The sequence below is a fragment of the Arthrobacter terrae genome, from assembly GCF_015708085.1.
Classification (GTDB): domain Bacteria; phylum Actinomycetota; class Actinomycetes; order Actinomycetales; family Micrococcaceae; genus Arthrobacter_M; species Arthrobacter_M terrae.
The window spans coordinates 64071-89229 of the sequence record NZ_JADNYM010000014.1 but is presented as its reverse complement, the minus strand read 5'-3'; the positions used below and the strand labels follow the sequence as shown (position 1 = coordinate 89229).

The 25159-nt window shown below is 63.6% G+C and carries 24 protein-coding genes; 11 read left to right on the top strand and 13 right to left on the bottom strand.

Annotated features, from left to right (window positions below):
- Position 1: 1 nt before the first annotated feature.
- Positions 2-2308: a transglycosylase domain-containing protein gene (locus tag IV500_RS12190; RefSeq protein WP_196397079.1), complete on the bottom strand. Its 2307-nt coding sequence runs from the start codon at positions 2306-2308 to the stop codon at positions 2-4.
- A 36-nt stretch (positions 2309-2344) separates the two neighbouring features.
- Here IV500_RS12190 and sp36 point away from each other — a divergent pair, with 36 nt between their 5' ends.
- The 4 genes from sp36 to IV500_RS12170 all read left to right on the top strand — a co-directional run bounded on the left by sp36 (position 2345) and on the right by IV500_RS12170 (position 4785).
- Positions 2345-2500: a Sp36 family protein gene (gene sp36, locus IV500_RS12185; RefSeq protein ID WP_099093395.1), complete on the top strand. Its 156-nt coding sequence runs from the start codon at positions 2345-2347 to the stop codon at positions 2498-2500.
- 92 nt (positions 2501-2592) lie between these two features.
- Positions 2593-3036 carry a RidA family protein gene (locus tag IV500_RS12180; protein WP_230854889.1) on the top strand — a complete coding sequence of 148 codons (444 nt, stop codon included), beginning with the start codon at positions 2593-2595 and terminating at the stop codon, positions 3034-3036.
- Positions 3020-3943, top strand: a complete 924-nt coding sequence (locus IV500_RS12175) for an NUDIX hydrolase (RefSeq protein WP_230854876.1) — start codon at positions 3020-3022, stop codon at positions 3941-3943. Before IV500_RS12180 ends, IV500_RS12175 begins: the two co-directional genes overlap by 17 nt.
- 92 nt (positions 3944-4035) lie before the next feature.
- On the top strand, positions 4036-4785 hold the full coding sequence (locus IV500_RS12170) for a MerR family transcriptional regulator (protein ID WP_196397078.1): 750 nt from the start codon (positions 4036-4038) through the stop codon (positions 4783-4785).
- Here IV500_RS12170 and IV500_RS12165 read toward each other — a convergent pair.
- Positions 4782-5321, bottom strand: coding sequence for an NUDIX hydrolase family protein (locus IV500_RS12165; protein ID WP_196397077.1), 540 nt, complete (start codon positions 5319-5321; stop codon positions 4782-4784). The two genes, IV500_RS12170 and IV500_RS12165, sit on opposite strands and share 4 nt — an antisense overlap.
- 116 nt (positions 5322-5437) lie before the next feature.
- Between IV500_RS12165 and IV500_RS12160 the strand changes: the two genes are divergently transcribed.
- Positions 5438-6031, top strand: coding sequence for a YdeI/OmpD-associated family protein (locus IV500_RS12160; RefSeq protein ID WP_196397076.1), 594 nt, complete (start codon positions 5438-5440; stop codon positions 6029-6031).
- 50 nt (positions 6032-6081) lie between these two features.
- Here IV500_RS12160 and IV500_RS12155 read toward each other — a convergent pair whose 3' ends face one another.
- The 4 genes from IV500_RS12155 to IV500_RS12140 form a co-directional block, all read right to left on the bottom strand.
- Positions 6082-7140: an ABC transporter ATP-binding protein gene (locus IV500_RS12155; RefSeq protein ID WP_230854888.1), complete on the bottom strand. Its 1059-nt coding sequence runs from the start codon at positions 7138-7140 to the stop codon at positions 6082-6084.
- A 95-nt stretch (positions 7141-7235) separates the two neighbouring features.
- Positions 7236-8732, bottom strand: a complete 1497-nt coding sequence (locus IV500_RS12150) for an ABC transporter permease (RefSeq protein WP_312875913.1) — start codon at positions 8730-8732, stop codon at positions 7236-7238.
- A 119-nt stretch (positions 8733-8851) separates the two neighbouring features.
- A complete protein-coding gene (locus IV500_RS12145) occupies positions 8852-9910 on the bottom strand; it encodes an iron ABC transporter substrate-binding protein (RefSeq protein WP_196397074.1) in 1059 nt (352 codons plus the stop codon).
- A 251-nt stretch (positions 9911-10161) separates the two neighbouring features.
- Entirely contained in the window at positions 10162-11268 is a 1107-nt protein-coding gene (locus IV500_RS12140) for a saccharopine dehydrogenase NADP-binding domain-containing protein (RefSeq protein ID WP_196397073.1), read from the bottom strand.
- Between the two features lies 1 nt (position 11269).
- Between IV500_RS12140 and IV500_RS12135 the strand changes: the two genes are divergently transcribed.
- The 3 genes from IV500_RS12135 (at position 11270) to IV500_RS12125 (ending at position 13190) form a co-directional block, all read left to right on the top strand.
- A complete protein-coding gene (locus IV500_RS12135) occupies positions 11270-11914 on the top strand; it encodes a TetR/AcrR family transcriptional regulator (protein ID WP_196397072.1) in 645 nt (214 codons plus the stop codon).
- Entirely contained in the window at positions 11877-12755 is an 879-nt protein-coding gene (locus IV500_RS12130) for an AfsA-related hotdog domain-containing protein (protein WP_196397071.1), read from the top strand. The genes IV500_RS12135 and IV500_RS12130 overlap by 38 nt, the downstream gene beginning before the upstream one ends.
- A 93-nt stretch (positions 12756-12848) precedes the next feature.
- Positions 12849-13190: a hypothetical protein gene (locus tag IV500_RS12125; protein WP_196397070.1), complete on the top strand. Its 342-nt coding sequence runs from the start codon at positions 12849-12851 to the stop codon at positions 13188-13190.
- 19 nt (positions 13191-13209) lie between these two features.
- Here IV500_RS12125 and IV500_RS22155 read toward each other — a convergent pair whose 3' ends face one another.
- The 6 genes from IV500_RS22155 to IV500_RS12100 form a co-directional block, all read right to left on the bottom strand.
- Positions 13210-15957 (bottom strand): helix-turn-helix transcriptional regulator, encoded by a 2748-nt coding sequence (locus IV500_RS22155; protein ID WP_196397069.1) that lies wholly within the window; start codon positions 15955-15957, stop codon positions 13210-13212.
- 8 nt (positions 15958-15965) lie between these two features.
- A complete protein-coding gene (locus IV500_RS22150) occupies positions 15966-18449 on the bottom strand; it encodes a helix-turn-helix transcriptional regulator (RefSeq protein WP_196397068.1) in 2484 nt (827 codons plus the stop codon).
- Positions 18440-18571, bottom strand: coding sequence for a P-loop NTPase family protein (locus tag IV500_RS21945; RefSeq protein WP_196397067.1), 132 nt, complete (start codon positions 18569-18571; stop codon positions 18440-18442). Before IV500_RS21945 ends, IV500_RS22150 begins: the two co-directional genes overlap by 10 nt.
- Positions 18572-19078: 507 nt before the next feature.
- Positions 19079-19210: a hypothetical protein gene (locus IV500_RS21940; RefSeq protein ID WP_281064032.1), complete on the bottom strand. Its 132-nt coding sequence runs from the start codon at positions 19208-19210 to the stop codon at positions 19079-19081.
- Positions 19211-19222: 12 nt separating this feature from the next.
- Positions 19223-20470, bottom strand: coding sequence for an MFS transporter (locus tag IV500_RS12105; RefSeq protein WP_196397066.1), 1248 nt, complete (start codon positions 20468-20470; stop codon positions 19223-19225).
- Between the two features lie 92 nt (positions 20471-20562).
- Entirely contained in the window at positions 20563-21783 is a 1221-nt protein-coding gene (locus IV500_RS12100; RefSeq protein ID WP_196397065.1) for a glycoside hydrolase family 76 protein, read from the bottom strand.
- A gap of 160 nt (positions 21784-21943) precedes the next feature.
- On the opposite strand from IV500_RS12100, the gene IV500_RS12095 reads away from it, so the two are divergent.
- Positions 21944-22720, top strand: a complete 777-nt coding sequence (locus IV500_RS12095; protein WP_196397064.1) for an SDR family NAD(P)-dependent oxidoreductase — start codon at positions 21944-21946, stop codon at positions 22718-22720.
- Positions 22720-23925 carry an acyl-CoA dehydrogenase family protein gene (locus IV500_RS12090; RefSeq protein WP_196397063.1) on the top strand — a complete coding sequence of 402 codons (1206 nt, stop codon included), beginning with the start codon at positions 22720-22722 and terminating at the stop codon, positions 23923-23925. Before IV500_RS12095 ends, IV500_RS12090 begins: the two co-directional genes overlap by 1 nt.
- Here IV500_RS12090 and IV500_RS12085 read toward each other — a convergent pair.
- Entirely contained in the window at positions 23911-24837 is a 927-nt protein-coding gene (locus IV500_RS12085; RefSeq protein ID WP_230854875.1) for a DUF1684 domain-containing protein, read from the bottom strand. The two genes, IV500_RS12090 and IV500_RS12085, sit on opposite strands and share 15 nt — an antisense overlap.
- Here IV500_RS12085 and IV500_RS12080 point away from each other — a divergent pair.
- Positions 24836-25159 (top strand): hypothetical protein, encoded by a 324-nt coding sequence (locus tag IV500_RS12080; protein WP_196397062.1) that lies wholly within the window; start codon positions 24836-24838, stop codon positions 25157-25159. The two genes, IV500_RS12085 and IV500_RS12080, sit on opposite strands and share 2 nt — an antisense overlap.

Below are 25159 nucleotides of genomic sequence, written 5' to 3'. Positions count from 1 at the left end.
GCTACGGTTTCGCCGGCGCGGTGGCAGGTGCTGATTCCGGGGATGCCGCATTGTCCGGAGCCGATTTTGGAGCTGGATCCGGTGCCGGTGCCGATTTCTGGGCTGGGTCCGGTGCCGGCGCCGGAGTCGGAGCCGGTACCGGAGCAGGAGCCGGATTCGGAGCCTGCCGCCGCGGCGCCGACGGAGCAGCCAACATGCTCGCCGGCGGGTCGTTAAAGGTTCCACCCGGATAGAACGTAACGGCCTGCTTCATGTAGCTCTGCCACTGCGGACCGGCAATGTAGGCACCGTCGACCTGTGGGTAGAACTTGCCCTTATAGGTGTAGTCCAAGGCATAGCGGGTGGCGCCTTCTTTCCAGTAACCCCACCAGGACGCCGTAGCCAGCTTGGGTGTGTAACCGATGAACCAGGTCTGCTCCGAGCCGTCGGTGGTACCTGTCTTAGCACCCACGGGCGTACCGGGTAGGCCCAGACCGTAGCCGGACCCCTCCTTGACGACGTTCTGCAGGGCATAGTTAACGCCCGCGGCAACGTCGGGCTTGATGGTCTGCTTGCAGTCCGCCCCGGGAACGGGATAGTCCTTGTTCTGGTGATCCGTGATGGACACGATGCCGATCGGGTTGCAGAAGATCCCGCCGCTGGCGAAGGTCGCGAAGCCATTGGCCATGGTCAGCGGGGAAACGTTCTTGCCACCGCCGATCAGGCTCGAGATCTGGCTGGTCCAGTCAAGTGGCGTGCCGTCGGTAGCGTCATGCAGGCCCATGTCCTCGCCAACCTTGTTCAGGCCGCACAGATCCAGTTTGGCGGCGGAAGCAAAGGTGGCGGTATTGATGGATCGGGTAATTCCCTTCAGCACCGTCATCTGCTGGTAGTCGCCCGGTTCATCGTTGGGAAGCAGGAAGCTGCCAGGTTCAGCGGGGTCGTAGGCACCGAAATAGTGCTTGTCCGGCAGGCAAGTCGCCTTCCATGGGAAGTTGCCCGGGTAGAGCCGCTTACTGGCGTCGACCACCTCGTTCATGGAGTGGCCTTCATTGAGCCACTGCGCAAAGGTGACCACTTTCATGGTTGAGCCGGGCTGGAAGCCGGAGCCGCCGCCGTCGCCCTGATCCACGTTGAAGTTCAGGTTCGTATTGCCCAGCGCGTCCACATTGGAGTATGTGGTGTTCTGCGCCATCGCCAGGATCTTGCCGGTGCCGGGCTCCACAGTCACCAGCGACGTACCCTTCTGATTCGGGTCATCCGCCGGTTGGGTGTCATTGACCTGGTTCTGCGCAGCTGTCTGCAGCCGCGGGTCCAAGGTGGTCTTGATGGTCAGGCCGCCGCGGTCCAGAAACTTCTGCCGGTCCTCGGGAGTGCTTCCGTAGGCGTTGCTGTTCAGGATGACCTGGCGGATGTACGCACAAAAATACGGGGCCGATGCCGCTGAAGTACAGCCCTGTTTGTTCGGCTGCACGTTCAGTGCGACGGGGGTGGCAATGGCGGCATCATGATCGGCCTGGCTGATTTTTCCGGACTGGAGCAGCTTGTCCAGCACGGTGTTGCGCCGGCTCAGGGCATTGGCCGGTTCGTTGATCGGATCGTAATGTTCGGGCCAGTTGACAACGCCGGCCAGCAGCGCAGCCTGGGGAAGCGTCAGGTCCTTGGCGGAGACGCCGAAATAAAGGTTCGCGGCGGCCTCAATGCCATAGGCACCATTGGCGAAATAGACGATGTTGAGGTAGCCGCGGAGGATGTCATCCTTGGAATACTTCTTCTCCAGCGCAATGGCCAGCTTCATCTCACGGACCTTGTCGCCCACGGTCTTCTGGTCACCGAATTTTATCGAAGCCGTATCTCCGTTGGCTTCCTGAGCCTGGATGATGACGTTATTGACGTATTGCTGGGTCAGCGTCGATGCTCCCTGCCGGCCGCCTTGGGCGGTGGCAACCAGCGCCCGCAGTATGCCGGTACTGTCAATACCGCCATGCTCGTAAAAACGGGAGTCCTCGATGGCGACAATCCCGTCCTTGATGAACGGCGACATGGCGTCCAGCCCCACTTGCTGACGGTTTTGATCGTAGAACGTAGCGAGCACGGAGCCATCATTGGCCAGCACCTCGGTGGACTGCGCCGGAGCATCAATTTTCAGCTCGCCGGGCAGATCATCGAAAAAACTGATGGAATTACTTGCCGTGGTGCCCGTTACCGCCACGGCCGGGACCATCAGCCCTGCGACCAGGACGCCGCAGATGGCGCTGACAGCAAGGAACCCCAGGATCTTTCCCAGGGTAGTCGCCGTGTCAAAAAGAGGGTTTTTCAGTGCTGCCATTTTCCCAGTTTACCGGTAAGGGCTACGCTTTAGCTCATGACCAAATGGGAGTACGCCACAATTCCGCTCATCATCCATGCCACGAAGCAGATCCTGGACCAGTGGGGTGAGGACGGCTGGGAGCTTGTGCAGGTCATTACCGGGCCGGACGGCAACGGTCTGGTTGCCTACCTGAAGCGGGAGAAGCAGTAGCCGTGACGGTGCAGCAAAATGACAGCGTCGGGAACCAAAACCCGCGCCAGCACACCGAGGACGCCCCGGCGCCCTCGGCCGTTGAGGCTCGTCTGCAGGAGCTGGGACTGACCCTGCCCGCCGTGGCCGCGCCGGTTGCCGCCTATGTGCCAGCGGTCGTGTCCGGCGATCATGTCTACACGTCCGGGCAGTTGCCGTTTATTGACGGCAAACTCACAGTTAAAGGCAAGGTCGGGTCCGCAGGAGTATCAGCCGAGGATGCGAAGGCGCTGGCAGCCGTTTGTGCCGTTAACGCTCTCGCCGCCGTCAAGAGCGTCATCGGGGACCTGGATCGTATTACCAGAATTGTGAAAGTGGTCGGATTTGTCTCTTCCGACCCGTCCTTCACCGGTCAGCCAGGCGTTGTCAATGGTGCCTCCGAGCTGCTGGGCCAGGTGTTTGGCGATGCAGGCATACACGCCCGCTCCGCGGTGGGCGTGGCAGCATTGCCGCTGGACTCGCCTGTCGAGGTTGAGTTGATTGCTCAGTTCCAGTAAGCCCGCAGCGGTCCGCACGTTCCGGCTGCTGCCCGATCAGTTGGAGGCTGCGCGGACTTGGGTGGAGTTCGGCGAACGGACCCCCAGCAAGCCGCGGTACGCCTCGTCAGTGGTCCTGCTCAAGGACGGACCCGCCGGTCCACAGACGTTTCTCGGCTACCGCCGCGGCGTCTCACCCCTTGGCATAGTCTCCTTCCCGGGCGGCAGCGTTGAGGTGCACGACGACGACAGTATGGACTGGATTGGCCCCTCGCCGGCCGCGTGGGCCAAGAGCATGGGGATGAGCGAGGAGCTGCTGGCAAGACGCCACGTGGTGGCCGCTATCCGTGAGACCTTTGAAGAAACCGGGATCCTGCTTGCCGGCGAAGACGCATCCTCGCTGATAGAAGGAAACCAGGGCAATGAGTGGATGGCTACCAGGGAAGCCGTAGCCAACCAGGACAAAACCTTCGGGGAAATGCTGGCCAAGCGCGGTCTGGCACTGCGCACCGACCTGCTCAAGCCGCTGGTTAACTGGCTCAGCCCGGATTTCGCCCACCGCCGGTTTAACACCCGGTATTTCGCGGCGGCCGCACCGGTGAACCAGATCCCGTCGCCGCTGGTCAGTAAGGGAATGTGGGGTCGCTGGGCCTGTGCAGAGGAGCTGATCGCCGGGCGGGAAGGCGTTGCCTTAGGGGATGAGATTGGCCAGCCAAACACGGTAGGACTCACGCTCTCCGATCTGACCGTGCCGGGCTGTGAAATCATTCTGGAAAAACTGGCCACCGCGCGCGGCTGCATCGCCTATTTGAACCACAAAAGGGCCACTGTGGTGTACCAGCCGCGGCTGGTGGAGGAGGACGGCGAATTCTGGCTCGAGGTGGCCTCGGCACCGGTCTCCGAGGGAGCCGTCAGCCGCGAACGCTGACCCGGCTGCGGCCGTCCCTTGACATTGACGTTGCGTCAATCTGTACAGTATTTTCCGGTGGCGCAAAGAGCCGCTGCCGCGGAGGGAATGCTATGGATTGGCCGATTCAGGACATCGCCAGGATGACCGGAACCACCAGCCGGACGCTACGGCACTACGACGACGTCGGACTGCTGGCCCCGAGTCGGACCGGTTCCAACGGTTACCGGTTTTACGACCAAAGCGCCCTGCTGCGCCTGCAGCGGATATTGCTGCTGCGCGGGCTGGGCATTGGCCTGAACGACATTGCCGGGGTGCTCAACCATGAGCTGGAGCCGGAGAGGGCGCTGCAGGTCCACCTTCGCTGGCTGCAGGACGAACAGGAACGGCTCGGGGTGCAGATTGCCTCGGTGCGGGCAACGTTAGCCAAGCTGGAAAAAGGTGAACAACTGATGGCAGAGGAAATGTTCAACGGATTCGACCACACCGAGCATCGGGAGGAGGTTGAACAGCGCTGGGGCAAGGACGAGTACGCCGCCGGTGACAAATGGTGGCGCTCCAAGACGCCTGCGCAGCAGCGGGGGTACCAGCGGCAGCACGAGGATATCGCGGCCGATTACGGGCGTGCCAAAGCCGCTGGTGCCGAGGCCGGCAGCGAGGAGGCCCAGGCCATCGCCCGGCGACACTTCGACTGGCTGCAGCACGGCACACAGGCCAGAAGTACGCCCGTCACCGCGGAGTATTTTTCCGCGCTGGCGCGGATGTATCCGGCTGACCCGCGCTTCGCCGCCCAGTATGGCGGGACCGACGGGGCTACCTTTGTCCGCGACGTGATGACGATTTATGCCCAGCGGGAGCTTTAGCCGGCGATCCCGGCAAAGGCCAGTGCCTGCCGCAGGATGTCTCCGCGGCCGCCGGCGAATTCGTTTTGCACCATGGGGCTGAGTGCTTCCTGCGGGGTCATCCAGCTCAGTTCCAAGGCGTCCTGCCGGGGGCTGCATTCGCCGGTCACCGGGATCACATAGACCAGGGCCACAGCGTGCTGGCGTTCGTCGGTGAAGCCGGTCTGGGACGGGGAGGGGAAGTATTCGGCCACGGTGCAGGGGACCGGGCTGATCGGCAGCTGCGGCAGGGCGAAGTTGCCCAGATCCTTTTCCAGATGCCGCAGCAGGGCCGCCCGGACGGTTTCCCGGTAGAGCACGCGTCCGGACACCAGCGTCCGGACCATGGCGCCGTCGTCGTCCGCCTGCAGCAGCAGACCCACCTCGTTTACGTAGCCCAGCGGATCGAGCCGGACCGGCACCGCTTCCACATAAACCATCGGGAGCCGGTTGCGGGCTTCGAAGAGGTCATCCTCGGAAAGCCAGCCTGGGTAGGGATCAGGGGTGCGTACGCTCATGCTTCTGTTCTACCCCATCCGCTGCCGTCGACGCCGCAGGCAGTGCCCATGTTCGCCGCTGGCATGGGGTGGTATTAGGGGTGCAAAGGACGACGGCGATGGGTACGGTGTGAATTATGGGTGCGGAACTTGCTGAGTTACTGGTCCCGGACGAGCATACGTGGCGCGGCTGGCTGGCGGAGAACCATGGGAGCAGTCCCGGGGTACGGTTGGTGCTGCACAAGAAGGGCGGTTCTGTAACGGCCCTGACGTACTCGGCTGGGCTGGATGGAGCGCTGTGCTTCGGCTGGATCGACGGCGTGATCGGACGCCGGGACGAGGGCAGCTACCTGACTCGATTCACGCCGCGGCGGTCGGGAAGCGCATGGTCCAAGAACAATGTCGACAATGTTGCCAGGCTCCGGGAAGCGGGGCTGATGCAGCCGGCCGGGGAAGCCGCAGTGTCGGCGGCGCAGGCGGACGGGCGCTGGGAAAGGGCCTATGCGGGGCAGCGGACGGCCGTGGTTCCGGACGACCTGGCAGCAGCGGTCGCTGCCGATCGGCAGGCGCAGGCCATGTTCGATGTGCTTACTTCAACTAACCGTTATGCACTCATTTATCGAGTGGGAGCAGCGAAGAATGCCGCTGCCCGGGAAGCCAAAATTGCCGGCTTTGTCCGGGCGCTGGCGGCGGGGGAAACACCATACCCGCAAAAGCGGATGCCGAAGTAAATCCCGCGGGGCCCTACCCTGGTGTCACTGGACGCCGCCGGTGCAGCGCGTTACGCGAAGGGGAACGCCACACCCTCGCCCACCACGCGCAGGCTCAGCCGGACGCCGGGACGCGCAAGCATGGCATTCCAGTGCCGGATGCTGATGATTTCCCCACCCTTGGGCTGGTGTGGATCCTTGGACAGCGCCAGTGGTTCAAGCTGCAGCCGGACGGTGGTTTCGGGACCGAAATAGTCTGTATCCACCACTGTTCCGTGGATGGGCCCGTCCTCGGCTATGCGGATCTGTTCGGGCCGCAGCATCAGTAGGACCCGTCCTTGGACCGGTGGGCGGCGAACGGGAATCCCGCCCAGTGAGCAGGTGGCCAATGAGCCCTCCATCCACGCCTCAAGGATGACGGCGTCGCCGAGGAACTCGGCCGTGGCGCGGTCGGCAGGGCGGGTATAGACAACAAAGGGATTGCCGATCTGTGCGAGCTTTCCATCCCGCATGACGGCAACCTGGTCCGCAAAGGAGAGCGCTTCAGCCTGGTCATGGGTGACCAGGATGGTGGTGACCCCGGCCTCCGATAGCGTCGCGGCCACGGCACGGCGGGTAGCAACCCGCAGGCCGGCATCGAGGGCGGAAAACGGCTCGTCCAGCAGCATCAGCGCCGGCTCCCGGGCCAGGGCGCGGGCCAGGGCGACGCGCTGCTGCTGGCCGCCGGAAAGCTGGTGCGGGCGGCGCTTGGCGTAGGAAGGGTCCATGGATACCATTTCCAGCAGCTCGGCCACGCGGCCCGCAGCCGCCTTTCCGCCGCGGCCGGCCAGACCAAACGCGACGTTCTGCCCCACCGTCAGGTGCGGGAACAGCGCGCCGTCCTGGGCCACGTAGCCCACCTTGCGCCGGTGCGCCGGGACCCAGTCCGACGGCCCCGCCACCGGCTGGCCATCGAGCGAAATGGTGCCCGCATCGGGTGCCTCAAAGCCTGCGATCAGGCGCAGTAGCGTCGTCTTACCCGATCCGGAAGGCCCGACTATCGCCGTCGTCCGTCCTTTGGCGACGGCAAGGTCAACTCCCTTCAGGACTTCGGTGCCGCCAAAGCTCTTGCGCGCTCCCTCAATCAGCAGGTGATTATCCGTCGTGGCGGCAACGGGGGGAGAGGACCGCCGGGCCCGGGCTGTGTGCGGGTGGCGCGGCCGCTGCTGGGTCTGACGCGATTCGGTCACTGTCCGGCTGCTTTCTTGGATTGCGAGAAAAGAAGGTACGTCATGGGGGCCGAAAGCAGGATCATCAGGAGCGCGTAGGGGGCGGCACCTGCGTAATCGATCTCGCTGCTCAGCTTCCAGAACTCCGTGGCCAGAGTCGCGGTGCCGTTCGGGGAAAGCAGCAGCGTAGCGGTCAATTCATTGACGATGCCCAGGAATACCAGGGCCGCTCCACCCGCCGCGGCCGGCGCACTCAGCCGCAGCGTCACCCGCAGAAAGGCGGTAAACGGCGCTTTACCTAAAGCGCGCGCGGCTTCATCGAGCTCACGTGGCGCCTGTGCCAGCCCGGCGCGCAGATTGACCAGGGAGCGCGGCATGAACAGCAGCACATACGCAGCCACCAGGACGGTGGAGGTTTGATAGATGGCCGGCAGTCCGTGCACGGTGATGGTGACAAATGCCAGGGCGACGACGATCCCCGGCATCGAGCTGCTGATGTAGTTCACTGCTTCAAGGGTTTTACTGAGCCAGCCCGGGTGCCGGACGGCAAGATATGCCAATGGGAAAGCGAGCGCGGTGGTGACCAGCGCGCCGGCGAGCCCATAGCCGAGCGTCTGCAGCAGCGAGGACACCAGCTCCGGCCGGGCCCAGATGGTGGCGCCACCGGCGATCAGCCAGCGGCCCACGTGATAAAGCGGAACGCCGAAAGCCAGCGCGGTCAGCGCCGCCAGTGCCAGCTGCGCGGGGATAGCGTGCAGGCCCAGCGTGAGCCGGGCGGGTGAGGCCTGTGCGCCGGAGCCGATCCGGGCGTAGCGGGCATTGCCGCGGGTACGGGATTCAGCGAGCAGCAGCAGGAGGCAGAAAACGACCAGCACGCTGGCGAGCATATTGGCGGCTGCTCCGTTGAAGGTGGATTGGTACTGCTCATAAATGGCCGTGGTGAACGTGTCGAACCGGATCATGGCGAAGGCGCCATATTCAGCCAGCAGATGCAGCGCCACCAGCAGTGCACCGCCGGCGATGGCCAGTCTTAGCTGGGGCAGCACCACGCGGGCGAACACCCGCCAGGATCCCAGCCCCAGGGAGGATCCTGACTGCTCCAGAGCCGGGTCCATCCGGCTTAGCGTCGCGGCGACTGGAATATAGACCAGCGGGAAATAGGAGAGCGTGGAGATCAGCACGCCGCCAAAGATCCCGCTCAGCGACGGGATGGCACTGACCCAGGCATAGCTATTAACGAAGGCAGGAATGGCCAGGGGCGCGGCGAGCAGCAGCGACCACGCCTTGTGCCCGCGCAGGGACGTGCGCTCCACCAGCCACGCCCCGCCCACCCCCAGCACCACGCACAGGGGCACGGTAATGACCACCAGGGCCACGGTGTTCATCAGCAGCTCGGCTACCCGGGGCCGGAAAACCAAGGTGGAAATGGTCTCCCAACCGGCGCCGACGGTCATCACGGCGACGTAGCCCAGCGGCAGCAGTGCAAATGCAGCGATCAGGACACAGATCAGCACGACGACCGGCGGGGGACCGGAGCGATTGCTCCTGCCCCCCGCCGGTGCGGGTACCGGACCCGATGCTATGCCGGCGGGACCGCGTGCCGACCGTGCCGCCGTCGTTCTTGCCACAGGTTCTAGAGTAGCCCTGCGCTGGTCATGAGCTCGCTGACCTTCTGGGAGTTCAGCTTCGCGGGATCAATCTTGGGCGCTTCGAGGTCCGCGAGCGGCGTGAGCTTGTCATTAGCGGGGACGTCGCTGGCGACCGGGTATTCAAAGGAACCGCCCGTCTGCAGGATGGTCTGCCCCGCCTTGCCGGTGACAAACTTCAGGAACTGCTGGGCCTGTGCCTGGTGCTTGCTGGAGGCCAAAACACCGCCGCCGGAAATGCTGATAAAGGCGCCTGGATCCTGGTTCTTGAAGTATTCCAGCGCGACGTTATTGCTGTTCTCCCCGGTCTTGGCCTGATCGCCGAAGTAGTAGTAATGGTAGATGATGGCGCCATCCACCTCGCCTGCGTTGACGGCCTTCATCGCGGTGCTGTTGCCCTTGTAGGCCTTGGCGTTTTCCTTCATGGATTTGAGCCAGCTGAGCGTGGCATCCTCACCCTTGAGCTCCAGCATCGCAGAGACAATGGCCTGGAAGTCAGCTCCCGAGGGAGACGCGGCCCAACGGTCCTTCCATGCGGGAGCGGCCAGATCCATGATGGACTTGGGCAGCTGATCGGTGGAGAGCTTGGTCTTGTTGTAGGCGAAGACCGTGCTGCGGGCGGCAATTCCCGTCCACTTGTTGGTGGAGGGCCGGAACTGCTCCGGTACCTGCGCCACGGTGTCCTTGTCGATGTCAGCGAACAGGCCGGCGTTCTCCACCTGCGTCATGGCCGGGGAATTTTCGGTGAGGAAGACATCCGCCGGGGAGTTCTTGCCCTCCTGGACCAGTTGGGCGGCGAGCTCGGAATCGTCGCCGCTGCGCAGGGTGACCTTGATGCCGGTTTCCTTCGTAAAGGCGTCCGCCCAGGATTTGGTCAGCGATTCGTGCTGAGCGTTGTAGACCGTGATGCCGTCTGCGTCCCCTGCACTCCCGGAGCCGGAGCCGGTGGAGCCGCCGGCCCCGCAGGCAGAGAGCGCAAGCACGGCAACGGTGAGTGCTGCGATGCCCGTCGCGGACTTGGAGGCAAGCTTAAAGGGTAGCTTCACGTGGGGAGGGCCTTTCCGTTATGAACCGGGGAAGTTGTGCGGACCGAAGGGCGGATTGCCCGGTTTCCTCACTCGACTTTAGGTGAGCCAACCCTAACTTTCCAAGCAAAAAACGGCGTTTGTGATGAGGATCACTCTAATTACGCTATGTTTTCGTAGGGTATTCGGGCTGCCTGTGTTGCTCCCGGCTTCCTGCGGGTTGACCCACACGAAAAGCTGATGCCGGCCAAGATTGCGTGGGTCTTTCGGTTTCAGAGGTCGGTGATGTGGACGCCGGGCAGCCCGGGGACGTATCCGGGTCCCAAAATTTCACCGGCAGTAAAAACACCAGGGTTGGTACCCGGCCGGATCCGGCGGGCGGCTTCCACAGCAGTCACTGCACTCAGATCGGCGCCCCGTCCTGCCTGCAGATAACTAGTGACCTTCGCTCCGGAATGGTCTGTTGCCTGCACCCAGATCTGCGTGGATACGACCGCAGGTTCCTTGCCGGGTTGCAGCGGCGCGGCGGCCGGCTGGTGAGGTGCCGAAGCGCGGACGAGTCCTGTGTTGATGAGGCGGCGCATTACGGGAACAGCGGCTTTCGCGGCTAAACGGTGCATCCCGGTGGTGAAGTACGCGCTGACGTGCGGGACACCGGTTGAATGTGCGGTGGCGAACAGGTCGCCGCTGGCCACCGGTACTGCTGTCCGCCGTCCCTCGGGCAGATCAAACGCCGAGATCTTATTGAACTTTTCTTCCTCTCCGTTCCGGTACCGGATGCCTCCCGCGGAGAGCAGATCCATGGTCGTTTTCCGGACACCCAGCGTCCGGACACCGGTACCGGAGGAGCGCACAATGACCAGGGAGTCCGGGGTCAGGATCTTGGTAAGTACGTGGGCTGCCAGGGCTTCGGCAGCGGCGGTGCCGGCGCCGGCACCCGGAATAATGCTGATGCCTGCCTCCCGCGCGGCGCTGGCCAGAATCCAGGCGTCGCGGAAAACGGCAATCTCATTAGAGAGATCGAGATAGTGGCAGCGATTCCTCAGGCAGGCACGCATGAGCGGCCCTGCAGTGCCGGTAAATGGCCCGGCAGTGTTGATCAGAATATCGACCCCCTTCAGGAGAATATCCACTCCGGCGGGGTCGGTCAGCTGTGCACTGCGCCAAGGCACTCCCAAAGACGTTGCTTCTGCCGCCGTTTTTCCGCGATCGCGCCCGCCCAGTACCGGGTCAAGACCGCTTTTGAGTGCATGCCCGGCGGTCCGTGTGCCAGCCGAACCGCATCCGTAGACCATTAAAATGTGTGTGCCCCTGCCGTCGGCGGCATCGGCGGCATCGGCGGGAATGTCACCGCCGATTACCGATACACTGTGTAACACTATGATGCAGCCGGTCGGACGTCCACGCAAAGCCGGGCTGGAAGCTGCCCTGATCCTAGCCGCTGAGGAGCTGGTTCTGGAGCATGGTTTCAGTGCCGTGTCGGTGGAGGCGGTGGCGGCGAGAGCCGGCACGAGCCGTCCGGCCTTCTATCGGCGCTTTAGCGGGGTCCCGGCGCTGATTTTTGCGCTACTGGCGCAGCGGTTCGAAATCACCCTCGACGTCGACTTCGACTTCGGGAATCTGCGCTTGGATCTTGAAGCAATCCAGCATGAGCAGGCAGGGCTGTTCGGGGATCCCCTGATCGCACGGAGTCTGGCCGGGTTTCTGGATTGCCTGCACGGCGATTCCGAACTTCGCTCGGTCTTTGTGGAGCAGTTCCTGGGGCCCCGCCGGGCAGCCGTGGGCATCATCATCGACAGGGCAGCCCGCAGGGGCGAAATTCCCCCCTGCCCCGACGTGGAATGGATCTGTGATCTTCTCACCGGACCGGTCGTGCTGCGTGTTGTGATGCCTGGGCTGGCGGCACTGGACGAGAGCTTCATTTCCCATACCGTGGCGAGTGCGTTATCCGCCCTTGACTATCAAACACCTGAAGGAGCGACACTTTTTGTTGCAGGAACTCATCGACCGTACGCTGGTCCATAAGGATTCGTCGGCAGCAGTACTGCTGACTTCCGCCGTCCGGGAAGAGCCTGGCCACTGGTTCTTCGGCGTTAGTCTACCGCGCGACCATTCCACCTCCTCTCAGTCGTCCTCGGGCATCGCCACCATCCTTGGAACCGAGTTGATGCGCCAAACGGCCCTCGCGTTCGCCCACCTGGACGGTGGCGTCCCCCTGGGCTCGTCGTTTCTGTTGCACGAAATCAGTTTCAGCTGGAACCACGATCCGGCGTTACTGCCCGGTCATCCCATGCTGGAGGCTGTGCTGGAGGTTCACGCCCACCAGGCCAAAATGCGCAAGGGACTGCTCAGCGACCTGCAGCTGTGGGGCAGCCTCACCTCCGACGGGGTGCTTCTGGGTACCGGCTACGGGGATTTGTCCTGTCTTTCCCCCGCGCTCTACAAGGCCATCCGCCGCAATGCCCCGCCGGTGGAACCGGTCAACACCGGGGCCGTGGGTACGGTCCTGGACGGGGTCAGGAACAATGGGAGTTCCCTGGAAGCGGCCTTGGTCTGGAACTGGCAGGACCCGTTCTTGTTCGACCACTTTTCCGACCACCTTCCCGGCATGCTTCTCGGCCAGGCTGTGGTGGACGCCCACCGGATACTGACAGGAACCGAAGCACTGCAGCTGCACCTGCGCTGCGGGACCTTTGGGGAATTCAACGCCCCGGCCACTGTTGCGGCTGAAATTACCACAGGCAACCACACCCGCACCACCATTACTCAGCCCGGCCGTTCCCTTGCAACCGGACTATGCAGCAGCGGGTTCACCAAAGGCATCCGGGACATCGGACCGCCGCAGTTCCAGCGCCAACTGAGCTAAATCCGGCCCGGCTATGACCACCCCGGCCCTGAACCTCCGGCGTGGTTTGGCAGGCGTTGACGGGGGAGGCAGCAGGCCGTATAGTTACGTTACATGACGCATCGTAACCGCAGTATCCCACGGGCAGGACGGAAGTCCTCGATGCGTCAGTCAACTGACTGCGAACTAATCTCGCCGGTGGAGGAACCATTGCCCGTGCTGACCCGGCAACAGAATGACATGTTGAAGGAATTTTTGGACCTGGTGGCGGTGCTGAATTATAAGGCCGTCCGGCTTGGTTCGTTTTATTCCGCACTTCCGGAGGGCAGCCCGGCAGAGGCTGAAAACGACAGGGCACTGTCCTACATTCAGACGTCCCTGGAAGACGTTATGGCCACTGCCGTGGGCATCGCCAAGAGCTTCGGCCCCGAACAACAGGCCCGCGCTGCGGCCTAGCTGGGGGAGCAGGGATTCCCTACCGCGGCGCCGTCAGTGACTCAGCCCGGGACACCGACGTCGGCTGGCGGTCTGGAGCTTCTATGCGGTGTTGAAATTCGTGATTGAGGTCTTCGCGCCTGTTTATTCCCAGTTTGGCAAAAATCCGGTATAGATGGCCCTCCACGGTGCGTACGGAGACATGCAGACGGTCGGCAATGTCCCGGTTCGAGTAGCCTTGGCCGGCAAGTTCCACAATGTCACGTTCACGACGTGTCAGCGGGCTGGGGGAATCCGGCGGCGTCAGGAGCACGGTCCGGGCACCGTCGAGCACCGCATCCAGCGCCGCCAGGCGCCGGCGCAGGGGTGCCGCTTTCTGCGTTTCGTTGCTGTTTTCCAGCAGGGACACTGCCTGGCTGAGGCAGGCACCGGCCAGGAGCCCATAGCCTCTTGATTCGGCCAGATCCGACGCCTCGAGCAGGGCCGCCGGATCACCGGCAGCCGCTGCCGCGGCCACAATATGCAGGGTCCGGCCTTCGGCCCCGTCGAAACCAGCGGTGAGGGCTGCCAGTTGAGGCAGGCAGGTATTGTCGCCGAGATGAAATGCCAGTTCCCAGGCAGCGGCGCCCAGCGCCAGCATGCCGGCGGAATGTGCTTCGTCTGCAACCTTATGCAGTTCGGCCACGCTCGCCGGGGTTCCGTTCTCCGCAGTGCCGGCGGCAGTGGCATGGATCCGCCCGAGCATTGTTGTCCGCCGGGACCCGCGCGACGCGGTGGCCTCAAAGTCTTCGACGTATCCACGGGCGGCATCCCTCTCACCTGAGAGCGCGCACGCCCATGCGACCAGGCCCAGGGCCATGGGCAGAAGCTGGGCCGTATCGGAGATTTTCAGGGCCTCCACAGCCGGGACCAGTTCCCGTAACGCGCTGCGGGCAGCGCCCTGGCGCAGCTTAATGAATCCGGCGATGAGATTAAATGTCCCACCGAAGTAGATCAGGCCCCGCGGCATGGTGTCTAAATACTGCCGCTGCAAGTCAGCGAGCTCATCCCATTCTCCTGCACGGACCAGGCACATGCTATGCCTGACCAGGACGAACTCCTGGTACTTTAAAAACCTGCTGCCGCCAACGGCAAGCATTTTCAACGCAGCCCGCGTGGCTTGGGCCCCGGCGGCGGGCGTGCCGGTGGCACCGCGGGCATCGCCGAGCAGCGCTAAAGCCACGATCCGTGTTTCGCTGCCGGCGTCCGGGTGGGCTGCAATGGTCTCCAGCTCGGCACGGGTGGCCTGGTACCGACCGTCCAAGTGCACAATGAACAGGCGCAGCAGGCGGATACCCAAACGTGCATTTGCCTCCCAGCGCCGTCCGAGCGCGGAAGATCGGGTAGTGGTGATCCGATCCACCGCTGCAGCCCACCTGTCGGCCACCGGGTTCAGTCCTTCTGGAGACGTACCAGTGCGCAGCCGCAGTGCTACGGCCAGTCGGGCTGCCTGCCCCGCTACGGCCAGGGACGCGGTGCCGGTGAGTAGCTCGTTGGCCAGGTCGAGGGCGAAGCGGGTATTACCCTGGATCATCAGCGCGCGGGCCTGTTCCACGACGGCGCGTTCCCGGAAAGCAGGGCCGCTGACTGCGGCAGCCGCCCGGAGGGCGTAGACCGGGTCGTAATACCGATTGGCGATCGAGGCGGCCTTGAGGAGGAGCCGATCGTCGACTTCTGACCCGCAGTCCAGTGCCCAGGACACGTTGCGCAGCAGTTGATCGACCGAGTGCCAGTCGTGACCGGTGAGGTTGAGTTTCTCCCGGTGGATCAGTTCCTGGCGTCCCAGCGGTACGCCCCGGCGCAGGACCTCTCCGTAGAGGGGTTGGCTGAGCCCGACCATAGTGTCTGGCCCGGGTCCTACGGTGAGAAGCCCATCGACCTGAAGCGAATTGACGGCGGTTTCATCCGCCAAGGCAATTAGTACCTCCAGGCGCAGCGGCGCTGCCAGGGACACTGTTTCCAGTGCGGCACGCTCTTGCGGCGTACGCCGACGGAGTTGGTCCTGTACCAGATCCGCCAGCTGCATCCCCGGAGCAGGCGGTTCGCCCTTGAGCAGCCAGACGCCGTTTCGGTGGATCAAATGACCCAAACGCCTGCTCTGGGAGAGCAGAGCCAGGATGAACATCGGGTTCCCACCCGAGGCGTGCGCCACCGTGGTGCTGACGGCGGCGGTGACAACCGGTCCCAAAATGAGTGTGCACAGTTCATGGACCTGGGGTGCGCTCAATGGGCCCAAGTCGTAGCGCTGGAGTAGTCCATCCCGCCACAACCACAAAAGTTCCTGGGGAGGGCCAGGCACGTTGCGGGAGAAAACCACCAGTTTGATTCGACCGGACGCGGCCAGCTGCGCGAGCAGTTCAGCTGTGGAGTTGTCGAGGTCCTGTGCGTCTTCTACGACACACAAAGGGATAATCCCCGTCCGCAGTCCGGCGGTTTCCACTGGATCTTTCAAGGAGGAGAGGACGCTGCGGTAGACGGCTGCAGCGGAGGCACCTGCGGCCAGTCCGCCCAGATATGGGGCCAGCGCACCAAAGGGAACTGCACGCAGCGTAGCACTGGCATTGACATACAGGATCTGCACACCGGCGCCTATTTCCCGAACCATCTGGTGCCTGATCAGCGTTTTACCCAGTCCCGGTTCCCCGGTGACCAGGACCCCGGGTCCGTGTTGTTCACGCAGCGTTGTCAGGATGTTGCTGATGATTTGTTCCCGTCCGACCACGAGCGGAACGGTGTTAGAGGTATCCACGGTTTCGCCTACCTCAAAACCAATTTGAGTTGTTCACGGTTGGAAATCTGGAGTTTGGCGTAGACCCGGTACAAGGAGCCTTCCACGGTGCGGGCTGAGACATGGAGCTGTTCCGCGATGTCCCTGCTGGTGGACCCTGCCACGGCCAGGACCGCAATTTTGTGTTCCCGCCGTGTCAGGGTTGCGGTGTTTGGATCAGTTTTCATCGCGAGCGTGCCGACTGTTTGAGCCTGCGTGCTCAGGCGCCGGGCATCCCGGATGAGCCGGCGGTTCTGCGCGTGTTCTGCCAGCGGCAGCGCAGCGCCGCTGGCGGCGAAAGCAAGCGGCGCCCAGTTCATCTTTAATGCCGCCGCCGCCGCATCCAGCAGCAGTTCCGGGTTACGGGTTGTGATTGCGCGGCCAAAAAGTTCACATGCTTTCGCGAGGTCTCCTTCCTGTTCGGAGGCCAGCTTGGTCAGGCGCTCAGCCTGGCTGTGTTGGCCCAGCTGGACGACGCCGCATACCAGCAGCATTTCCACAGCCGCGGCTCCGCGGACTTGGTTTTCTTTCGCGGCATCCAACAGGGATGTGACGGCCGTGCCGCTATGGCCTTGTAGCGCGGCAGCCATCGCGGTGAAGAACACAACGAGCTGTCTGTCGGACCACCAGAGGCGTTCCGGGCGGGCTTGGGCACGGTCCAGATGCTTGCCTGCGAGGTCGAGATTGCCGGTGAGGGCATGGGCATACGCTGCAGCTGCCTCCCCGAGGACGGTCATTCTGGTGGCATCAATAGCCCGCGCCTGGCTCAGGGCCGGCAGTAATTTCGCCAGTGCAAGCTGTCCGCGCCCGGCCAGTGCGTGCAGGATGCCTTCGGCGACATCAGCTGCGGGACCATTGAGGTCGTTCACCACCTCCGGGCTTTTGCGCTGGCTGGTCAGCATATCGGCGCACATGTTCCATTGACCGGCCAGGAGCAGGCCATGAAACACATGGGCTTGCGCGGATTCGACGGCCGCCTGGTCCACACCGGCGTCTGCCAACCTCGCCGCGGCGTCCGTGGCCAGTGCTGTTGCCTGCAGCTGGTACCCGCCCATGGCCCGGGCCTCAGCCAGCCATCCTTGGGCCTGCAGGCGCAGGAGACTGCCGCCGTCGGGCATGGCAGCCAGCACCGCCCCCGCGGATTCCTCCACTGCACGGAAGTTGCCTTCAAAGGCTGCCATCTCCAACTCCACCACTTCCACATTGCTGCAGACGGCCCACAGCCCGTCCCTGTGCAGTGGATCTGCCTGTTCGATCCGCGCCCGGATCGAGCGCAGCAGCGGGCCCGCTTCAGTATGGCGGTCCGGATGGTGCTGCAATAACCTGCAGCGGGTCAGCTGAAGTGCCGTCCATGCCGGCAGGCAGCCGGGACCGCAGGGCTGACAGTCAAAAGATTCCACCGCCGCCAGGGCATCAGTGAATTGCCCGGCCTGCACCAGGGCATTGACCTGTTCGATCACCAGCGAAGGGGTATTTTGGTAGCCGGGAACAGCGCCGGCAAAGCGCAGCGCTGCCGATGAATCATGCAGAGCATTCGCTGCACGTGCAGCGGAGAGTAAATCACCGGGGGAGACCGTGACCGCGCAGTCCAGGCACCAGGTGACCACGGCCACCTGCGCCGGCGGAGCCATAGCGGACACCGGTCCCAGCAGGGAAAGACTGTGTTCGAGCAGTTGCCGGCTCCGTCCGTTGGGGATCCGGGACCTCACCACATGCCTAATCAGCGGGCAGGAGATGCGTGCACCCAGATCCGGGCACGGGCCGACTGTGATCAGCCGTTGTTCCTGAAGCTGGTCAACGGCTTCACCGTCCACCAAGGACGGGAGCAGGTGCAACGGCACCTGCCCGACCAACGCAAGAACTTCCAGGACGTTCACCTGCGCCGGATTCAGCCGGCGCAGCCTGAGGTCCACACGGTTAAAACCATGTTGGCCCAATTCCAGCCGCCGTGTCCCCAGCACCCAGAACCCGCCGGATATCTTCACCTGCCCGGACGCGAGCTGTTCGGTGGTGAGAGCCTGGAGAAAGAGCGGATTTCCGCCGGTGGCGTCCTGAAAGACGCGGGATAGAACTCCAGACACCGGGGCACCCAGGACCGCTGTAAGGAGGTCGGTCGTGTCTGCCGGTTCCAGCGGACCTACGTCCATCCGGGCCAGCAACCCGTCCTTCCAGAGGGCGGATAGCTCCTCTGTGATATTAGGCATGCGCTGGCACACCACCAGCAACCGGGCGCTGTGATGCCGGGCAAGCTGGGCAAATACCGTGGCGGACCACGGATCCAGATCCTCCGCATTGTCTACAAACAGGACAACAGGCCGACCCCCGCCGGCGTCCCCCAGCCGCTCCTGAAGCACACCCAAAAGCGCGAGCGGATTATCCGTAACGCTCGAATCCAGTCCGCCGAGCAGAAAATCCAAGGCACTATAGGCGCGGTTGGATCCGGATTCAGTGCACCGGATATGAACTACTTCCACAGAACTGCGGAGTTATCCAGTACGTGCTGTGCCAACGCAGTTTTGCCTACGCCGAACTCACCGGTGAGGATGACCCCCGCTACGGGCTGCGTAAGCAGGTAACCCTGCAATTCGGCCACCATGCCCGCCCGGCCCGATAATGGCCACCGCCCGGAAGCCCTCAGTAAGGCGGCCTCCTGGTCACCCGGATTTTGGTTATCTTCGAACAGACTTCCAGCTGAAAATACGTGTTGATGCCCTGCCCCCAATGCCCGCACCCTTCCCCCATCCAGGCTCCCGCCCATACTCCTGGCAGCCGGGAATCCGGCCGTGCCCAGTGCCCCACACCTGCGTCACGGTCACGCCGCTATTTTGTTTTGTGCCGAATAGCAATAAATTCCAAGACCGGCACTCCGGTAAGGATACCATTGGCCCATTGGTCCATTCGCCGGAAAGACGTGTTTGTTTTCCGCGGCGTTTATACAGCAACGGTAAAACCGTGATATGCGCCGGGCATGCAAACCGCGGTTTAAAGCGAAAGCCGGCTCAGCCGGGCTATCCCATACGCGAGCAGGTGAAATTAAACAAAATGATGTGACCCCGCCACGACACATTCCAGCGGCGGATATTTCACTCTTTCATAAGTACCTCTATGGTGACGGTGCGGGCGGACCGTGCGCGCCGTCGTCGTCAGCGGTCGGTGCAGTGCTGAGGTGACGGGCGACGGCGACAATCAGGTCCGCTGAGTGCGCCAGGTTGCGCTCACCGCCGGGCACCAGCATCGCGCGCTTTCCTTAGTCAGCTTCCGCATCCGATGCCGGCTGCCGCACGAGCCGTGCTACGGCGACGAGCGCAATGACCGATAGCGCTGTAACCGTCAGGAACGCCGCCATGTAACCGAAATTCGACGCTTCCCGTGCCAGCCGCAGGTACGGCATGAGTTCAGCGCCGAACGACGCGGGATGCAACCCCGTCGACTCGGCGCCGAGCAGCTTCGCTTTGAGAGCGGCTGCGGCAGATGGGCTGAGGCCTGTCACCGGTCCGTTGGCTACGATGTACGCGAACCTGTTCAGGTAGCTGGTGTGGAACACCAGGTAAAGCAACGCGATGCCCAGCGCGCCGCCGAACTGCTCGGCTGTCGCCGAAACACCGGATGCCTGCCCATGCACGGTGTGGGGGACTGTGTCGAGGCTGACTGGGTCATTTACTGTCAGCACCAATGCCAGACCGATGCCGTAGACGATGAGACCGGGAAGAATCCATGCATAGGAGTTCTGCAGGACGCCGAGCGCGAGCAGGACGCCCGATGCTGCCAACAACCCGAAACCCGTAACCAGTGGAATGCGTCCGCTATCGCTGTCGTACCAGCGACCGGCAAGCCGGGCGACGACGATCATCGGTAGCGTGGCAGGGATTAGAGCTAGTCCTGCAATGACTGGATCCATTGTCAGATTCAAGATCAACACGAGGGGGAAGATGATCCCGAGGCCCATTTCAGCCATGCCGGCGACGGCCTGACTGACGGTGGCGCCGAGGTAATTGGGATATTGACCGAGCAGTGCAATAACAAAAAATCCAACGCCCGCGGCGGCTGCGGTCACCAGCGGGCCGATCAAGGGTGACCGACAGCAGCACAGCGCCGCACCGGCAACAGCGGCTGCTCCACCCATCGTGCCCAGAGCCCTGCCTTGATCTTTTCGCAAATATGCAGCGCTGACGATCGCGGCGGTGTTCGGAAGCATTAGGGCGCCGCCGATACCTTGCAGTACACGAAAGCCGAGAAGCACACCGAACTGCGGGGCGAGGCCGGCGGCTGCGGATGCCGCTGCGAACAGGACCGAACCAATCAGGAACATCTTCCGTTGCCCAAAGAGATCACCGAGCCGGCCGCCGAGCACCAGAACCCCGGCCAGCGGCAGGAGACTCCCGTTGAGCACCCATTGGGCAAGCTGCGTCGATATCCGGATGTCCGTCGCTATCGCGGGCAGCGTCAGCGGGACGGCGGTTTGATCGATCAGAACCATGGCACTTGCCAGCGTCATTGCCACGAGCACGAGAACAGGGGGCGCCGTCCCCGACGCGGTTGGCCGGCTTGCGGTTGGGCCGAGCGCGGACATTTCGACGGTAGGCCAATCTAGTCTGTTACGCCAGTGCCCGCGTCATCGCCCGGGGCGGTCAGCCGAAACGCGGCTTCGAACGTCTCCCATGCCTGAAGTTGGGTGGACAATTCCACCATCTTGCCAGCGGAATACGTTACATCAGCGGGCAGACCAATATCGCTGCTGAAAACAGGGTTTGAGTCCCGGTTTCTGCCCGCCCAAAGTACCTCGGCTGTATCCAGGACCAGGTCTCCAGCCAGCCGGCGCGTTCGTGCGGCCAGATCCGGATGCCGGGCCGCGATCGCCAAATAGCGGACCAGGATACCGGTGAACAGACCGCCGTCGCCGCCACCGTGCAACCGCAGCGGGCGAAGAGTGCCGCCGTCGTCTGCGGTCTGTGCAGTGCTCAGGTGACGGGCGACGGCGTCAATCAACTCGGCAGCATGCGCCAGGTTGCGCTCGCCGCCGAGTTCCAGCATCGCGCCCAGCACCGGACCCTGGTTGTAGCTGTAGATGGTGGGTTCGATTTCGGGGCCGCTGGGGTGGGGATGGACGCCGTCCAGATACAGGCCCTGCTTCGGGTCGAAGAGCGTGCTGCGGAGCCAATCCACCAGGCTTTGTGCGCGGTCCGGCTGCCCGTTGCGGGCAAAATACAGCGCGGAGGGGCCGGTAGCCGGAGTGTTCTTGAAGTCGCGCTTGCGTGACCAAAAAATGCCTCCGCCCAGATCATTGGTATGGGCACGGACCAGCTGGGTCTCCAACACGACCTTGGCCCGGCGCGCGCTGCGCAGGCCGATTTTGTTTGTATCCAGGGCCAACTCGTCCAGCCGCCCGGCCGCTAGGGCCAGCCACGCCATGTCGTCGTAATAACTGTTGGTCAGGCGCAGGAAATTCCGCAGACGAATCGCCCGCAGCAGCCGCTGGGACTGCAGGAAAGGGTCACCCCGGTTTGCTGCTGGCCGTTTTGTCGCTGGCAGCTCGGGCGTGGCCTGCCCAAGTGCCTTCTCCCGCCAGGCCGAATCGACTAGTGCATCCAAATAGTGTGCCTGCCACCAATAGTGCCACTGTACCCACGGTGCCAGGCTGCTCCGGGGCCGGTGCCGTGATGGCCCCGGCCGGCTGGGGCTCTTTACCGAGGCGAGCCAGGTGCCCGGTATGCCCAGTAGCCGGTGGCCGAAGCCGGCATTCACGGTGTGGGCGGCAGCTTCGGCACGCAAGGACCACTGCTCAGCGTCGGTTCTCGGTGCAGCACTCACCGTCGCAACGTTACCGTTAGCCGGGATTCGGGCGGCCCGGGGTGGTAAGGACCCGCCCCGGGCGCCCCGACGTCCCCCGTGTTCCTGCTTACAGGCATTTCAGTTAGGCTTCATTAACAGTTTCAGTACGGACCATCGCAGCCTCATTGTGGAGGAAATTATGTACATCAAGAATGCCGTCGCGCTCATAACCGGGGGTGCCTCCGGCCTTGGAGCAGCGACTGCCAGACGCCTGCACGCAGCTGGTGCCGCCGTCGTCCTGCTTGATCTGCCGCAGTCCAAGGGCGCGGACCTGGCCGCGGAGCTGGGGGACCGGGCTGTTTTCGCGGCCGCTGATGTAACAGACGAGGCGCAGGTGCAGGCCGCGGTCGACGCCGCCGCCAAGCTGGGACCGCTGCGCATTCTGGTCAACTGTGCCGGCATCGCTACCCCCGGCAAGGTGCTGGGCCGCGACGGGGTGCTGCCGCTGGAGAACTTCAGCAGGGTTATCCAGATCAATCTGATCGGCACCTTCAATGTGCTCCGGCTCGCAGCGCAGGCGATGGCGGCCACCGAGCCGCTGGCGGGCGCCTTTGGAACGTCCGAGCGAGGCGTGATCATCAATACAGCTTCCGTGGCAGCCTTTGACGGGCAGATCGGTCAGCCGGCATATGCCGCGTCCAAGGGGGCGGTGGCAGCGATGACACTCCCGGTTGCCCGCGAGCTGGCCCGCTCGCTGATTCGGGTGATGACCATCGCGCCGGGGATTTTCCAGACGCCGATGATGGCCGGGCTTCCGCTTCAGGCTCAGGAATCCTTGGGCGCGGCGGTTCCACACCCGGCCAGGCTGGGGAAACCGGATGAATACGCATCCCTGGTGGAGCACATTGTGGCAAACGAGATGCTCAACGGGGAGACCATCCGGCTCGATGGCGCCATCCGAATGCAGCCCAAATAATGGCCGGGGACCGCGAAGAGTTGCCGCAGGCGGATTTCTACGACTTTGAGGCGTTGCTCTCGGACTCCGAGCGCGGCAAGCTGGCGCAGTTGCGGGAGTTTCTGGCAGCGGAGGTGGCGCCGTTCGCCGCGGACTGGTGGAATGTGGCGGAATTTCCGGCTCATATTTTGCCAGCGCTGGCGCGCCTTGAGCTGAGTTCGCCGGCCTTGCATGGGTACAGCCATCTTTTTGCCGGCTTTGTGGTGGCAGAAATGACGCGGGTGGACACTTCGCTGGCTACGTTTTTTCTGGTCCACCATGACCTGTTTGTTCAGTCGCTGCAGGAGTTCGGCTCCGAGGAGCAGAAATCGCGGCTGCTGGCGGATGCCATGGCGTTGCGGATTACCGGAGCCTTTGCCCTGACCGAACCGGATCACGGCAGCGACGTAGCGGGTGGGATGACGACGACGGCAACCCGCATCCGCGGGACCGACGGCTGCGCTGAGAGCTGGGTCGTCAACGGGTCCAAACGCTGGATCGGCAACGGGACGTTCTGCGACTACATGCTGCTCTGGGCCAAGGATACCGACACCGGGCAGGTGCGCGGCTTCATCCTCGATGCTCACCTTCCGGGCGTGACGCGGACAAAGATTGAACACAAGATAGCGCTGCGCACGGTGCAGAACGCCCATATTGTGCTGGAAAATGTGACCATTTCGGAGGCGGACCGCTTTGCCGGAATCGACGCGTTCGCCGACACCAACCAGCTGCTCCTGGGCTCCCGGGTGATGGTGGCCTGGCAGGCGGTAGGGCAGCAGCTGGCCGCGTTCGACGTCGCCCGTGCATACGCCGTCGAACGCCAGCAGTTTGGCCGGCCGCTGGCGCGCTTCCAACTCGTTCAGCAGCAGCTGGTGCAGATGCTGGGAAATGCGACGGCCAGCCTGGCCATGATGGTACGGATCGCCGGGCTTCGCGATGCGGCCGACGCCGGCGGCACAGGGGCGCGGATGGAGCAGGTGGCGCTGGCGAAAGCCTTCACAACGGCCAGAATGCGGGAGACGGTGGCGATGGGCCGCGCTGTGCTCGGTGGCAACGGGATTGTCACGGACTACGGGATGGCGAAAATCTTCGCCGATGCGGAGGCCATCTACACGTATGAGGGCTCGCATGAGATCAATACGCTGATCACGGGCCGCGCCATCACCGGAGTCTCAGCGATCGTCTGAGTCCGGAGCCTTTTCGCCGGCTTCAATCGGCGCGTCCAGACGGTTCCCCTGCACGGGCATCGGGCAGGTGCCGAACGCGGTAAAAGCGCTGGGATAGTTCATCGACTTGTTAAAATCCAGCACGACGGCGGTGCCGGACGGACGCGGGACCGTCAGCTTGCGCCAGCCGGCGGTGCTCCGGTGATTTGTAGCGTCGTGGAAAGTCACGTCCAACGCCCCGCTCCCGCCATCCTCCGCCAGCAGGCGGTGGTCGTGGCCGTCCAATTCGAAGACCAGCTCGCCCACTATTTCCGTGCTCGCAGACACCGTCTCATTCGCGGTAGTACGGTTTACCACTCGGGGCCCCGGATAGGGCTCGAACCTGCCGGGCAATACCAGATCCGCCCGGAAATCGAAGACGGGGACGCCGTGGAATGCCTGCAGGACCGGCGACTGCGAATCCCTGGTCCGAACCAAATAGCGGCCGCCGCGCCGGGCCAGTTCCGCAATGGTGCTGCCGTGCTGCACCCAGAGCAGCGACTCCTCGTCCGCCAGGGTAGCGGTTAATGTGCCGCTGGCGGGGAGCTGGCTGTCCGCGAACAGGAGACCGTCTCCGGGTTCCGCCCACAAGGTGGCGGCGCCGTCGTCCGTATTCCCTTCCTTATCCGCAGCCCAGCCGTTGTCCGCGCTCCATAACCCTGGAAACAGCCGCAGCTCGGCTGCCTCGGCGCTAAGCCACTGCAGCGACGTCAGGCTCAGCCAGCCATGCCCATCCGATAGCGCGGCATTGCGGTTCAGGCGGAACCGCTCCCAATCCTGCCGAGTGGTCCCGGTGCCGGTGGTGGGAAGGACGGTGGGGGAATCGGTATCGCACATGACATCCACGTTAGCCCCGAGGCCCGGATTCTGATGCCATTGGTACGCTGGAATCATGCCGTCCTTCCGTGCGATTCTCAGAATTTCCGGTCTGCGCCCGGGAAACGCGCCGGAATCAGTGCTGGCAACCGCCGTGGAAACTCTCGGTTCCATCCACTTGGTGGAGGCCAATCAGCTGGACGTTGTGCGCGGGGTCCCGCAGATCAGTCTGCGTTTCACCGTGCAGGCGGCCCGGTACGACGATGAAAACCGTCAGGCGTGCAACGCCGGGGCGAGCGTGCGGCACGCCGTAGAGTCCGTCGCCGTCACCGGTCCGGTCACCGTTACACGGCGGATCCGGGGCAAATGGGTGCCGATCAGCGCAGTAGCCGGACCCTGA

Coding starts and splice junctions, on each gene's coding strand:
- IV500_RS12190 (WP_196397079.1), bottom strand. CDS start 2,308: ATGGCAGCACTGAAAAACCCTCTTTTTGACACGGCGACTACCCTGGGA.
- sp36 (WP_099093395.1), top strand. CDS start 2,345: ATGACCAAATGGGAGTACGCCACAATTCCGCTCATCATCCATGCCACG.
- IV500_RS12170 (WP_196397078.1), top strand. CDS start 4,036: ATGGATTGGCCGATTCAGGACATCGCCAGGATGACCGGAACCACCAGC.
- IV500_RS12165 (WP_196397077.1), bottom strand. CDS start 5,321: ATGAGCGTACGCACCCCTGATCCCTACCCAGGCTGGCTTTCCGAGGAT.
- IV500_RS12160 (WP_196397076.1), top strand. CDS start 5,438: ATGGGTGCGGAACTTGCTGAGTTACTGGTCCCGGACGAGCATACGTGG.
- IV500_RS12135 (WP_196397072.1), top strand. CDS start 11,270: ATGATGCAGCCGGTCGGACGTCCACGCAAAGCCGGGCTGGAAGCTGCC.
- IV500_RS12125 (WP_196397070.1), top strand. CDS start 12,849: ATGACGCATCGTAACCGCAGTATCCCACGGGCAGGACGGAAGTCCTCG.
- IV500_RS21945 (WP_196397067.1), bottom strand. CDS start 18,571: ATGGTGGCCGAATTGCAGGGTTACCTGCTTACGCAGCCCGTAGCGGGG.
- IV500_RS21940 (WP_281064032.1), bottom strand. CDS start 19,210: ATGCTGGTGCCCGGCGGTGAGCGCAACCTGGCGCACTCAGCGGACCTG.
- IV500_RS12105 (WP_196397066.1), bottom strand. CDS start 20,470: ATGACGCTGGCAAGTGCCATGGTTCTGATCGATCAAACCGCCGTCCCG.
- IV500_RS12095 (WP_196397064.1), top strand. CDS start 21,944: ATGTACATCAAGAATGCCGTCGCGCTCATAACCGGGGGTGCCTCCGGC.
- IV500_RS12090 (WP_196397063.1), top strand. CDS start 22,720: ATGGCCGGGGACCGCGAAGAGTTGCCGCAGGCGGATTTCTACGACTTT.
- IV500_RS12080 (WP_196397062.1), top strand. CDS start 24,836: ATGCCGTCCTTCCGTGCGATTCTCAGAATTTCCGGTCTGCGCCCGGGA.
- IV500_RS12085 (WP_230854875.1), bottom strand. CDS start 24,837: ATGATTCCAGCGTACCAATGGCATCAGAATCCGGGCCTCGGGGCTAAC.